The organism is Moorella humiferrea (assembly GCF_039233145.1).
GTDB lineage: Bacteria > Bacillota > DSM-521 > Neomoorellales > Neomoorellaceae > Neomoorella > Neomoorella humiferrea.
Window position 1 is genome coordinate 2,080,299 of the sequence record NZ_CP136419.1, and the last position, 13,307, is coordinate 2,093,605.

The window sequence follows — 13,307 nt, forward strand, 5'->3', positions numbered from 1 at the left end:
TGGAAAATATTTTCAAAAGCTGGATTTCCAGGAAAGCTTAGCTTACTTATGATTATCCCTATATTTAACATAATTATGCTTTACTATTTAGCTTTCGCAGAATGGCCATGCCGAAAATAGATGAACAAAGCCGGCAAGTCTTGAGCTGCCGGCTTTGATAGTATCTATTCGCCAGGGACGACTATTTTCCCTGCCAGCGTAAAACCGGGTTCCTGGCCGCACCCACCTCATCCAGGCGCCGCACTGGGGTGTTATGGGGCGCACTGTGGAGGAGGTCCGGGTTCGCGACGGCTTCTTTACTGATGGCAATCAAAGCGTCGCAGAAGGCATCCAGGGTTTCCTTCGGTTCTGTTTCCGTAGGTTCAATCATCATGGCTTCCGGAACGATGAGGGGGAAATAAATGGTCGGTGCGTGGAAACCATAATCCAGGAGGCGCTTGGCGATGTCCAGGGTATGCACCCCGGCATCGTTTACCTCCTTTGGCGGGGCGATGACAAACTCATGTTTGCACAACCGATCGAAGGGGACCTTGAAGTGGGGCCGCAGGCGCGCCAGCATGTAGTTGGCGTTCAGGACCGCCTGCAGGCTGGCCTCCTTCAATCCGGAGGCGCCCAGGGTCCGGATATAGGCGTAGGCCTTGACCATGACGCCGAAATTGCCGTAGAAGGAACGTATCCTGCCGATGGTCTGAGGCCGGTCATAGTCCAGATAGTAACTGCCGTCAACGCTTTGGGCCACCACCGGCACCGGTAAAAAAGGTTCCAGGTGTTTCTTTACCCCCACCGGCCCGCTGCCGGGCCCGCCGCCGCCGTGGGGGGTGGAGAAGGTCTTGTGGAGGTTCAGGTGCACCACATCAAAGCCCATATCCCCCGGCCGCGTTATGCCCATAATGGCGTTCAGATTGGCGCCGTCATAATAGAGAAGGCCGCCGGCCCCGTGAACCAGTTCGGCCATGGCTTCAATATCGCTTTCAAAAAGACCTAGGGTGTTGGGGTTGGTGAGCATCATTGCCGCCGTCCTGGGACCGACGGCTGCTTTCAAGGCCTTGAGATCTACCAGACCCCGTTCGTCGGAAGGTATCTGGACTACCTCCAGTCCGGCCATGGCGGCGCTGGCAGGATTGGTTCCGTGGGCAGAATCCGGTACCAGCACCTGACGGCGTTCCAGGTCACCGCGGCTCCGGTGATAGGCAGCGATGACGGCCAGCCCGGTATACTCGCCATGGGCCCCGGCGGCCGGCTGCAGGGTGACGGCGTCCATACCGGTTATTTCCGCAAGGTACTCCTGCAGGTTGTACATAAGTTCCAGGGCGCCCTGGGCCGCTTCCGCCGGCACCAGGGGGTGCAGATTGGTAAATCCGGGGAGGGCCGCAGCTGTTTCATTGACCTTGGGGTTGTATTTCATGGTACAGGAGCCCAGGGGATAAAAGCCGGTATCCACACCGTAATTCATATTCGCCAGGTGGGTAAAATGGCGGACGACTTCTACTTCCGCCAGTTCCGGCAGGGCAAATTCTGAACGGCGGCGCGCCTCTTCCGGGAGGTAGTCTTCTACCTTGCCCGGTACATCGCAATCCGGCAGTCTATAGCCCCGCCGACCCGGTGCACCAAGTTCAAAAAGAAGCGGTTCCGTCCTCATGCCAATATCCCTCCCATGGCCGCCGCCAAGGCGTCGATCTCTTCCCTGGTGCGCACTTCCGTGACGGCAAAGAGCATGGCTCCAGCAAATTCCGGGTAAAAGGGGCTTAAATCGAATCCGGCGGCAAAACCCTTTGCCATAAGTTTCTTCGCCACTTCTTGGGGACTTTGCTTCGTCTTTATGGCAAATTCACAGAAGAAAGGCCCGTTGAAGATAGGCGTCACCCCGGGGAGGGAAGTCAGTTTAGCAAAGGCATAGTGGGCCTTGAGAAGGCATTGGCGCGCTACTTCTTTAAGACCTTCCCTGCCTAAGGAGGCGAGATACACGGTTGCCGCCAGGGCGCACAGGGCTTCATTGGAGCAAATATTGGAGGTGGCCTTTTCCCTCCGGATATGCTGCTCCCGGGCCTGGAGGGTCAGGACAAAGGCCCGCCTGCCTTCCACATCGGTGGTCTGGCCGACGATGCGGCCCGGCAGGCGCCGTACCAGTTTCTCCCGGGCGGCGATAAAGCCGAGGTACGGGCCACCGAAGTTCAGGGGGTTACCCAGACCCTGGCCTTCGCCCACGGCCAGGTCGGCACCGTATTCCCCCGGTGCCGCCAGCAACCCCAGGGAAATGGGCTCGACGACGGCGATGCTTAAAGCTCCGCCTTTGTGGGCCAGTTCCGTAGCCGCGGCCATGGGCTCAATCTGGCCGAAGAAATTGGGGTTCTGGAGAATGACCCCGGCCACTTCTTTCCCGGCCATCCTTTCCAGAGCGGCCAAATCAGTACAGCCTTCGGCCAGGGGAATCTCCAAAAGCTCTACTCCCTGGCCCCGAGTGTAGGTGGCCAGGACGTCCCGGTACTGGGGATTGACGGCCCGGGAAACCAAAATCTTCCCGCGCCGGGTGGCGTTGCAGGCCACCAGAGCCGCTTCGGCCGTGGCCGTAGCACCGTCATAATGGGAAGCCGTAGCCACTTCCATTCCCGTCAGAAGGCAGATTAAAGATTGAAATTCAAAAATGGCCTGTAAAGTCCCCTGGCTGATTTCGGGTTGGTAAGGCGTATAGGCGGTATAAAACTCTGGGCGGCTTATAAGATGTTTGACAACGCTGGGAATAAAATGCTCATAGGCCCCGGCTCCCAGGAAAGAAACCAGCCTTTTATTCTTTCCAGCCAGTTCTTCCATGTGGCGCAGGACCTCGCCTTCCGCCATGGGCCGGGGGAGGTTGAGTTCCCGGCCCAGACGGACGGCTGATGGTATGTCGTTAAAAAGCTCTTCCATCCGGTCGGCGCCGCAGGCCGCCAGCATTTGCCGGCGTTCCGCTGCCGTGGTGGGAATGTATGTCATCCCCTACTCCCCCTTTTCCTCCTTGACCAACTGCTGATATGCGCCGGAATCCATCAGGTTTTCTATTTCTGCCGGATCGCTCATTTCCACTTCGATCATCCAGCCCTTGCCGTACGGGTCGGCGTTGATGTCCTGGGGCGAATCCAGGAGGGCTTCATTGACGGCGACAACCTTGCCGCCCACCGGAGCATAGACGTCGGAAGCCGACTTGACGGACTCGACGACGCCGAAGCTGTCGCCGGCAGCCAGTTCGTCGCCCACCTGGGGCAGCTCGACAAAGACGATGTCCCCCAGGGATTCCTGGGCATAGTCGGTAATGCCGATGCGGGCGCGGTTGCCCTCTACTTCTACCCATTCATGATCTTTGCTGTAATACAAATTAGCGGGAAATTCCATTCCCATTCCTCCTTCTTATTTTTTAGACCGGCGGTAAAAGGGGAGGTTCACCACCACGGCACGATTTAAGCGGCCGCGGATGCTTACCTCTACTTCGGCGCCGGTGCTGATAGTTCCTGCCGCTACCAGGGCCAGGGCAATGTTTTTTTCTAAACTTGGGGCATAAGAGCCGGAGGTAATGCGCCCGATTTCCCGTCCCCCGGCCGTGATGGGATAACCCTGCCGGGGAACGCCCCTGTCAACCATAATCAACCCCACCAGGCGGCGTTTGACGCCTTCTTCCTGCTGCGCCGCCAGGGCCGCCCGGCCGTTGAAATCGCCTTTATCCAGGCAGACAAAGCGTTCCAGGCCTGCCTCCAGGGGACTGATGTCCGGCCCCAGCTCATGACCATAGAGGGGAAGGGCCGCTTCCAGGCGCAAGGTATCCCTCGCTCCCAAGCCCGCCGCCGCCAGGCCCTTTTCTTTTCCGGCGGCCAAAAGCCGGCGCCACACATGCGGAGCCGCTTCCGCTGCAAAATATAACTCAAAGCCGTCTTCCCCGGTATAGCCGGTGCGGGAAATCAGACAGTCGACCCCCAGAACCCGCCCCCTGGTCCAGCGGTAGTACCCCAGGGAAGCAAGTTCTCCTTCCGTCAAAGGCTGAAGGATTTCTAATGCCTTCGGTCCCTGGATGGCCAGCTGGGCAGTCGCCGCCGACACGTCCTCCACCTCTGCCGCCAGGCCAACGGCGTTTTCCCGAATCCAGGCCAGGTCTTTATCTTTATTGGCGGCGTTGACCACCAGCAGGTACTCTCCTCCGTCCCGGGGATAGACCAACAGGTCGTCGACGACGCCGCCGTCCGGGTAACACATGGGGCTGTAAATAACCCGGTCCCCCCGGGCCCGGCCGGCGTCGTTGGTGATTAATTTCTGCACCAGTTTAAAGGCATCATACCCTTTAACGACGATTTCCCCCATGTGGGAAACGTCGAAGAGCCCGGCTGAGCTGCGTACTCTGCGGTGCTCTTCGATGATGCCCGTATATTGGAGGGGCATCATCCAGCCGCCGAATTCCACCATTTTGGCTCCGGCGGCCAGATGTTCTTCATACAGAGGGGGCTTTTTTAAGTCCGCCATTTTTCCACCTCGCCCATGTTAGTATAACCATAAATAAAAGCCATCGCCGCAACTACGCGGTGATGGCCTCTGTCCTGGTACCTGAGAGATTAGGCAAAAAAGCCTTCCCCTTTGGTGTCCCCGCCGCCCGTTTTCCCCTTCCGGCCGCCGGGGATCTCTCCAGAGTCGGGTCCGGGAGCGGTACTTTTGCCTGAGAGTTTCCCTCCCCCGTCACCCCGACCGGGAAAGCTTGCTCCTTCGGCGCCCTGGTAAAAGGGTCTCTTCCACTCCCTTCATCCACCCGCTATGCAGTTTTAATTTTATAATAATTATATTCGCTTAATCCTCTTAAAATCCTTCTTTTAGTCTTTTATCCGCTGTCTGTCCTTTTCACCACTGAAGAGGTGAGCCACCAGCCTTCGGGCGGTAGGACAGGCGGCTATCCCTCCCGTCCCGGTTTCCCGCAGGGAAGCCGGCAGGGAACTGCCCACCTCAACCATGGCGGCGATGACTTCGTCAAAGGGGAGGTAGTACGGTACGCCGGCCAGAATGATGTCGGCGGCCGCCAGGGCATGGGCCGCCCCCGTAGCGTTGCGCAGCACGCAGGGCAGCTCCACCAGGCCTCCCACCGGATCGCAGACCAGCCCCATCAATCCCTGCAGGGCCACTCCGGCAGCGCCGGCGGCCTGTTCCGGACTTCCACCGGCCATCTCCACGGCCGCAGCCGCCGCCATGGCCGCAGCTACGCCACACTCCGCCTGACATCCTAAAGCCGCCCCGGAAAGGGAAGCCTGTTTGGCCGCCACCATGCCCACGGCGGCGGCGGTAAATAAACCGTCTATCAACTGCTCTTCCATGAAACCCTTTTCCGCTTCCAAAGAAAGGAGTACCCCCGGTATAATACCGCAGGAGCCGGCCGTGGGAGCCGCTACAATCCGGCCCATGGCGGCGTTAACTTCGGCCACGGCGGTAGCTATGGCAATGGCACGTCCCGTAACGGTGCCGGAAAGCCCCCTCCCCGACCGCCGCCACTCTTCCAAGAGTTTACCGCCGCCGCCCACAAGACCGCTTTGAGAACGAACATCCTCAGTTAAACCCTTTTGGGCGGCGGACCGCATTATCTTTAGCCTGCCAGCCATCTTTGCGCGGACCTCATCCCGGGTTTTCCCTTCGGCTTCCATCTGGTAACGGATGACCGTCTCCGCCAGGGAAAGCCCTTCATTCCCCGCCAGCGCCAGGAGTTCGGCCATGTTCCTAAAACTATACCGGGTCAATGGCTATCACCCGCTCCATCATTGGTAAAGAACGCATGGCCGTCAGCAAACCCGGCGGCACCGGTTGATCCGTTTCCATAACCATTAAGGCCTGGCGGCCGGCGGCTTCCCGGGAAACCCGCATACTGGCGATGTTTATTCCACCCCCGGCCAGGAGGGCGGCGACCGCAGCGATGACCCCCGGCCTGTCGGGATAGGTAGCCACCAGAGTCGGCAACTCGCAGCCCATGTCTACACTAAAAGCGTCGATCTTTTTAATCACCACCTGACCTCCTCCCAGGGAGGAAGCCACCACGCTGACGGTCTGCGACCGACCCTCTAAATTCAACTGCACCGAATTGGGATGGACGTCGCCGAGATCCTTTTCGCCGAAAGATACTTCAAGGCCCTCTGCCGGCGCCAGGTCCAGGGCTTCCCGCACCCGCTCGTCATCGACATCAAAACCAAGGAGGCCGGCTACCAAAGCACGGTCGGTACCATGCCCCCAGTAGGTCCGGGCAAAGGAGCCGTGGAGGAAAATTTCCGCCCGTACGGGAGGTTCGCCAAGGATGGCCCGGCCTAGGCGACCTATGCGCACGGCTCCGGCCGTATGGGAACTGGAAGGCCCGATCATCACCGGGCCGATAACGTCGAAGGCATCCACCGCCGCCACCCCTTAAGTATTATACCGCCGCCGGTTCCACCTTACCCGGCAACAATCCTGGTACCGAAGGTGCCGGCTACCGCTGCGGCTGCCATAAATTTATCTTAAAAAATATAGTTATACTTCTCGTAAACGGTCCTAATGATGGGTAATATTTCTTCGTAATCTTTATCACCTGAAGAAGAGGAATCATCAAGGGCAACTTCAAATACCCTGCCCTCCAACCTTACTTTGAATATGGGACGCTCTCCTCCGGACACCAGCAGGAAGCCGCTGTTGTCGCTGGCGTTAAAGTCGTCTTCCCTCCAGAATAGGGTCAGCTTATCCTTGTAGGGAGCGCCGTCGTAAGGACAAAAGGTCGCACAGTTGCCGCATTCGTTGCACATGCCGTCCACGTGGACTATCTGCTCGCCATGCTTAAAGCCGCCGTCTACTTTAACGGCAATGTTGGCGCGGTTGGGGCAAACCTCCGTACAAATGTTACAGATGGTACCGCATTCCAGGCACCTTTCGTGTTCCTTTGCCGCATCACTTGCGGCGTTCTGCAGCACGCCTTTCTTTAACGTAATCCGGCCCCACGCCTTATCCGGCGCCTCGGGATATTCAGGGCGTTCCGGCAAACTCAGGCCTTCCCTCGTCAGGATGGCCCGAGCCGCCTTGACGGCGTCGGCTATGGCTTCCACAATCGTCGCCGGGCCCCTCAGGGCGTCGCCGCCGATAAATACATTTTCTACATTAGTTTCGTTGGTGGCGGGATCCACCACTACTCTACCGCGGTTGTCAACCCTTATGCCGTTTCTCTGGAGGATGTCGTAATCAACCGCCTGGCCGACGGCCGCAATGACGATATCGGCTTCGATTTCCTCAAATTCTCCTTCCCGAGGAACCACGCTCCTCCTGCCGGAGGGTTCGGGTGCACTTAGTTCCATCTTCTGACAACGCAGCACGCCCCCGGTCCAGGAAACGGGTACAAGAAGCTCCTTTAAAAGCGCGCCCTCAGCCAGGGCAGCCTGCAGTTCTTCTTTATTTGCCGGCATATATTCTTTAGTCCGCCGGTAAACGATAGATACCTGTTCCACCCCATCTACCCTTATGGCCGCCCGGGCGGCATCCATGGCCACATCCCCGCCGCCGATTACGACCACTTTGCGGCCGAGGTTCATCTTATTTCCGCCTGCTTTAAACCTGGTGAGAAAATCAACGGCGCTAATAACCCTTTCCCCGCCGGTACTGAGCTTAAGGGGTTGACTGCTGCCCGCACCAATTGCCAGGAAGATGTATTTATAGCCTTCCTTTTTAAGGGCCTCAACGGAAAATTCCGGGTCTATTCCTAAGCGCAACTCGACGCCCGTTCCTCTGACCAGCTCCACGTCCCTGGCGATTGCTTCGCCGTCAATGCGAAAGGGCGGAATTACGTATTGGACGGTGCCGCCGGGTTTTTCCATCCTGTCAAAAATGGTAACCTTCATTCCGACCCTTGCCAGGAAGTACCCTGCAGCCAGGCCGGCGGGACCCGCTCCGATGACGGCCACCCTGGCGGAGGTAGCTCCAGAGCTTTGCCCCTGCCTTTGCCGATACTTAAGATAGCCGCCTTCGGCCGCCGCCTTCTTTACGGCGCGGATGCATACGGGTTCATCATAATCCAGGCGGGTACATTTGGCGGCGCAGAACTGAGGGCAAATGGAACCGGTGATAAAGGGTAGGGGGTTTTTGGCCGTTATAAGTTCATAGGCTTCGCAGTATCTCCCCTCCCCCACCAGCCTGATATATTCCGGTACATCCTGGCCGATGGGACAGCCCACTGTACACGGGGCGATAAAGCAATCGGTCAAAGGCAGTTTTTTGTTCAGCTTCCGCCTGTTGACACCGCGTTTTTCCTTGAGATAGTCGCTCTTTTTCGCGGCACCCGCGGCAAGAGCGTCCAGGAAATCCACGTCTATTTTTTCGTCCATGGCCCCCGTAAGCCTGGGCTCCAGTTCCCTGGCCAGTTGCAGCAGCCGGGTGTAGCCACCGGGTTTTAAGAGGGTTGTGGCCACGGTGATGGGCCATATCCCTGCGGCAAAGATATCCGGGACGTTAAAGGCGTCGCCGCCGCCGGCAAAGGAGATTTTCAGCTCACCGGCAAATGCGGCAGCCAGCCTGGCGGCCAGGTTTATCGTCAGGGGATATAACGCCCTTCCTGAGAGATACATTTCTTCTCCCGGCAGTTGCCCCCTGGTGTTCTTTACCGGCAGGGTATTGGAGAGCTTGACGCCGAAGCTCCTTCCCTGTTCCCGGGCGAATTCTTTTAATCCCTTTAATAAGGCCAGGCCATCTTCATACTGCAGGTCGTGGCTAAAAGATTCCTCCTTCAGGCTAATGTAATTGTACCCCATGGCGGCCAGGGTTTCTTTGACAAAGTCGTAGCCTAGGAGGGTGGGATTGAGCTTGACAAAGGTATTTAGCTTCTTCTCCGCCACGAGATAACGGCAGATCGTTTCTATCTCGGCCGGAGGACAGCCGTGAAGGGTGGAAAGGGTTACCGAACGGCAAATATGGGGTGAGATGCCGTCGATAAAATCTTCGTCAACCCTGGTAAACTTTCGGCATTCTTCTTTTAAAACCTGCCTACATTCCTGGAATACGGCCGTTGAGGCAGCATCCTTGAGACCCTCGATGAATTGATCGACCTTGGGGGATTTTATACCCTGCAGGTCATAACCTACGCTCATGTTGAAGATAAAACCGCGCCGGTCCTCATTCCAGAGCTCTTTCTGCAGGACATGCAGCAAAAACCACGCCTTTACATACTCGGCAAAGGCCTCTTCTACGGTGAGCTCCGTGGACCATTCTACGTTGTAGCACTCGTCTTCGGCATCGATGCACGGTTTGGCAATGTCCAGTTGATCCAGTACCTGGACGGTCTTTAGTTCGAAAAACCGGCCGCCGCAAAGATAAGCGGCCACAATATTCTGGGCCAGTTGCGTGTGGGGACCGGCTGCCGGCCCGATGGGCGTTTCTAAGTCCTCGCCGAAGAGCTGCAGGCGAGGACCGTTCTCTTTCTTAAAGAACTTTTCCTGGGGAATACCGAAAATGGTGCCGTATTTTTCTTTCTCCTCAAGGACCCAGGTTAAAAGTTTTCTAAACGGCAGCGGTCGCATTACATCGCCCATGTTATCCCTCCCTGCAAATTACCATAATGATGCCGACGAAACCGCGTCTCCCACCTCCTTACCTTTCTTCCCGATCATAGGGTACGGACAGGGCTCCAGGGGCCCCAATATGCTTGACCACCGTCTGACGGGTGGCGACAATCAAGACCACCAGGGTCAATATATAGGGCAACATCTTTAAGAAAAAGGAAGGTATGGCGATTTTAGTAGCCGCCTGCAGTGTATAGGAAAGGGCATCCACGCCGCCGAAAAGGTACGAGCCGAGAAGGGCTTTAACCGGATCCCAAACGGCAAAGATCACCAGGGCCACGGCTATCCACCCCCGTCCGGCCGTCATGTTTTCCAGCCAGCTGGGAGCATAGGCCAGGGAAAGGAAGGCTCCCCCGGCACCGGCCAGCATGCCGCCGATAATGACATAAAGGTAGCGCAGGGCAAAAACGTTGACTCCCAGGGCATCGGCGGCCGCCGGATTCTCTCCCGTGGCCCGTAAATTAAGGCCCGGCCGGGTGTGATATAGAAAGTACCAGAGCAGGGGAACCAGGAAATAAGTGAGGTAGACAAGGGGATCATGGTTAAAAAGCACCGGACCGATCACGGGAATACCGGATAGGACGGGTACGGCCACCGGCTTAAAGCTCAAAGGCAGAGGGATACCGATGTAAGGTTTGCCCAAAAAACCGCTCAAACCAGTGCCGAATATGGTCAGAGCCAGACCCGTGACCACCTGGTTGGCCCGTAAGGTGATGGTCAAAAAGGCGAAAAGGGCCGCCATAACACCTGCCGCTAGCAAGGCCGTCAAAAAGCCCAGCCATGGACTGCCCGTGCGGGCCGCAACCATGAAGCCGGTCACGGCCCCGACCAGCATCATGCCTTCCACTCCCAGGTTTAAAACTCCGGCCCGTTCGGCCAGAATTTCTCCCAGGGCCGCATAAAGGATGGGTGTTCCGGCGGTAATGGCCGCCGCCAGGGTAGCTATCCAAATGGAGTTTTCCATAAATCATCTTACCTCCTTGCTTCTCAAGCGCAGGCGGTAGCGGGTGAAAATTTCTCCTCCAAGGACAAAGAAAAGGATGGCCCCCTGGAGCATGGACACCGTCGCCGCCGGCACGCCGGCAGTTTGAACGCTATAGCCGCCGACAATGAGGGCGCTGAAAAGGAAGGACACTAAAACTATGGCCGCCGGATGGAGTTTGGCCAACCAGGCGATTATGATGGCCGTATAGCCGTATCCCGGGGAAATGCCGTGCTGCAGGCGATGGGTGATGCCGGCCACTTCGCTCATGCCGGCTAATCCGGCCAGGGCTCCGCTCAACAACATCACCAGGATGATGTTTTTTTCTATTTTAATACCGGCATAGCGGGCCGCCCGAGGGCTTTCACCTATAACCCGGATTTCATAACCCCAGCGCGTCCGCCAGAGAACGACGGCCAAAAGAACGGCGGCCACCAGGGCGAAAATCAGGCCCAGATGAATGCGGGTACCGCCTATTGTCGGTAGGGTGGCGGCTTCGCTGAAAGGTGCTGTCAAGGGAAAATTGAAACCTTTAGGATCCTTCCACGGACCGTAAACCAAATAATCTACCCACAGGATGGCCACATAATTTAACATTAATGTGGTAATGACTTCGTTCACGCCCCATTTGGCCCTAGGCAAAGCCGGAAGCACGGCCCACAGGCCGCCCATGGCCACCCCCGCCAAAAACATAGCGGGAAGCATTATATAGGCCGGCAGGTGGGGAAAGGTCAGGGCCACCCAGCTCGCCCCAAAGGCCCCCATGTAAAACTGCCCCTCCGCCCCAATGTTCCAGAGGAGCATCCTAAAGGCAACGGAAACGCCCAACCCGGCCAGCATTAGTGGTATTGCCTTGACAACCGTTTCCGAGAGGCCGTATTTGGAGCCGACGACCCCTGCCAGCATATCCTGATAAACCTGTAAAGGTCTATATCCGGTAGCCGCCAGGAAAACGGCGGCGACACCCAGAGCCATGATGACGGCAGCCACAGGCACGACTACGGCCAATGCCCGGGAAGGTTCGAGACGTTTTTCCCAAGTGATAAAAGAGGTTTTAGCCATCAGGCGCCGACCTCCATTCTTTTCGCTCCGGCCATCATCAGGCCTATTTCTTCAACATCAGCTTCCTCCACCGCCATCAGGCCCATAATTTCGCCTTCGTAGATAACGGCGATGCGGTCGGCAAGGCGAAAAAGCTCTTCCAGGTCCTCGGAGATTAATAATACGGCCGTCCCTGCCGCCCGTTGTTCCAAAAGCAGGCGATGGATTGTTTCCGTCGCCCCTATGTCTAGTCCTCGGGCCGGATAAACGGCCACCAGGAGGCGCGGCCTGGACGATATTTCCCGGGCCAGCAGCAACCTCTGCAGGTTGCCGCCGGACATTAGCTTTACCGGCGCATCCAGGCCCGCCGTCTTAACCTGGAAACGCTCCACCAGCTCCTTGGCCCAACGGCGCGCCGCACGCCGGTCAAGAAGGGTGCGGCCCCAGCGGGGGTGGCGGTACTCTTTAAGGAGCAGGTTATCAACGGCCCCCATATTGGGCACCAACCCCATTCCCAGGCGGTCTTCCGGAATGTAACTGACACCCACGTTGATGGCCCGGCAAGGATCGCACCGGTCTAATTCTTCCCCGGCGATAATAACGGTCCCTTCATGAAAGGGTCTTAAACCGGCAATAACCTCTGCCAGTTCCCGCTGGCCGTTGCCGGCCACCCCTGCAATTCCCAGAATCTCGCCGGCATGAACCGTCAGGTTGACGCCCTTTAAGGCAGGCAAACCTTTATCGTTAAAAGCCTTTAAATTCTTTATTTCCAGGATTTTATCGCCTTTTCTGGCTGCCAGTTTATCTATCTGCCAAAGTATTTCTCGACCCACCATCATTCGCGCCAGTTCTTTCTCGTTCGTTTCACTTTTTTTAACGGTGGCAATGGTTTTACCGCCCCTTAAAATGGTAATGGTGTCGGCGGCATCCATTACCTCCTGCAGTTTATGGGTAATAAAGATTACGGCACATCCCCGGGCCGCCATCTTTTTCAACGTACGGTATAAATCCCGGGCTTCCTGGGGGGTTAAAACCGCCGTCGGCTCATCGAGGATCAGCACCCGGGCATGGCGGTACAACAATTTGATGATTTCCACCCGCTGCTGCTCGCCTACCGAAAGCTGCCAGATGCGCGCCTGGGGGTCAACCTGGAGGCCGTATTCTTTAGAAAGGGCGGCAATTTCTTCGGCCAGCCTGTTGAGGTTGAGGCGAAAGCCGCCTTTAAGGCCTAAAGCTACGTTTTCCGTTACGGTAAAAGGCGCCACCAGGCGAAAGTGCTGGTGAACCATACCGATACCCGCCGCAATGGCGTCCCGTGGTGAACGGAAATTCACCCTTTGCCCGTCGATATAGATTTCGCCGCCGTCAGGGCGGTAAAGCCCCGTAAGAATGCTCATCAAGGTGCTCTTACCGGCACCGTTTTCGCCCAAAAGGGCATGAATTTCCCCCGCCCGTACGGTTAAATTGACGCCGTCGTTAGCCACCACACCGGGAAAAACCTTAGTTATGCCCCGCATCTCTATCAGGGGTGCTGTCATGAATAAATGCTCTCCTCCCCATCGGCCTGAACTATTTATTTGATTCGCCGCTCTTTGACAAAATTCCTTCTCCCTTATATAATTTTATTAAATTTTCTTCCCAAAAATATCATGTTATTTAACTACCGGTTTACAATTGAGGCCGTGGAAGCAAATCCCACGGCCCCCCTATCAAAATGTTACCCG

The 13,307-nt window shown here is 56.9% G+C and carries 10 protein-coding genes and 2 riboswitches; all 10 genes read right to left on the minus strand.

What is annotated here, in order from left to right; translation table 11 throughout:
• Window positions 1-181: 181 nt before the first annotated feature.
• Window positions 182-1,639, minus strand: coding sequence for an aminomethyl-transferring glycine dehydrogenase subunit GcvPB (gene gcvPB, locus MHFGQ_RS10820; protein ID WP_106005190.1), 1,458 nt, complete (start codon window positions 1,637-1,639; stop codon window positions 182-184).
• A complete protein-coding gene (gene gcvPA / locus MHFGQ_RS10825) occupies window positions 1,636-2,970 on the minus strand; it encodes an aminomethyl-transferring glycine dehydrogenase subunit GcvPA (RefSeq protein ID WP_106005189.1) in 1,335 nt (444 codons plus the stop codon). Before gcvPA ends, gcvPB begins: the two co-directional genes overlap by 4 nt.
• A gap of 3 nt (window positions 2,971-2,973) precedes the next feature.
• Complete coding sequence (gene gcvH, locus MHFGQ_RS10830; RefSeq protein ID WP_106005188.1) at window positions 2,974-3,366, minus strand: glycine cleavage system protein GcvH; 393 nt, start codon at window positions 3,364-3,366, stop codon at window positions 2,974-2,976.
• A 15-nt stretch (window positions 3,367-3,381) separates the two neighbouring features.
• The gene (gene gcvT / locus MHFGQ_RS10835) at window positions 3,382-4,482 is read right to left on the minus strand and encodes a glycine cleavage system aminomethyltransferase GcvT (protein ID WP_106005187.1); all 1,101 of its coding nucleotides are present in this window, start codon (window positions 4,480-4,482) and stop codon (window positions 3,382-3,384) included.
• Window positions 4,483-4,547: 65 nt separating this feature from the next.
• Window positions 4,548-4,649, minus strand: a riboswitch (glycine riboswitch).
• Window position 4,650: 1 nt separating this feature from the next.
• Window positions 4,651-4,758: riboswitch (glycine riboswitch) on the minus strand.
• A 65-nt stretch (window positions 4,759-4,823) separates the two neighbouring features.
• A complete protein-coding gene (gene sdaAA, locus MHFGQ_RS10840; RefSeq protein ID WP_170066238.1) occupies window positions 4,824-5,711 on the minus strand; it encodes an L-serine ammonia-lyase, iron-sulfur-dependent, subunit alpha in 888 nt (295 codons plus the stop codon).
• Window positions 5,712-5,721: 10 nt separating this feature from the next.
• Window positions 5,722-6,378 (minus strand): L-serine ammonia-lyase, iron-sulfur-dependent subunit beta, encoded by a 657-nt coding sequence (gene sdaAB / locus MHFGQ_RS10845; protein WP_106005223.1) that lies wholly within the window; start codon window positions 6,376-6,378, stop codon window positions 5,722-5,724.
• 104 nt (window positions 6,379-6,482) lie between these two features.
• The gene (gene ygfK, locus MHFGQ_RS10850; RefSeq protein ID WP_106005185.1) at window positions 6,483-9,530 is read right to left on the minus strand and encodes a putative selenate reductase subunit YgfK; all 3,048 of its coding nucleotides are present in this window, start codon (window positions 9,528-9,530) and stop codon (window positions 6,483-6,485) included.
• A gap of 58 nt (window positions 9,531-9,588) precedes the next feature.
• Window positions 9,589-10,524, minus strand: a complete 936-nt coding sequence (locus tag MHFGQ_RS10855) for an ABC transporter permease (protein ID WP_106005184.1) — start codon at window positions 10,522-10,524, stop codon at window positions 9,589-9,591.
• 3 nt (window positions 10,525-10,527) lie between these two features.
• Window positions 10,528-11,604, minus strand: coding sequence for an ABC transporter permease (locus tag MHFGQ_RS10860; RefSeq protein WP_106005183.1), 1,077 nt, complete (start codon window positions 11,602-11,604; stop codon window positions 10,528-10,530).
• Window positions 11,604-13,121 carry an ABC transporter ATP-binding protein gene (locus MHFGQ_RS10865; protein ID WP_106005182.1) on the minus strand — a complete coding sequence of 506 codons (1,518 nt, stop codon included), beginning with the start codon at window positions 13,119-13,121 and terminating at the stop codon, window positions 11,604-11,606. The genes MHFGQ_RS10860 and MHFGQ_RS10865 overlap by 1 nt, the downstream gene beginning before the upstream one ends.
• Window positions 13,122-13,307: the final 186 nt, after the last annotated feature.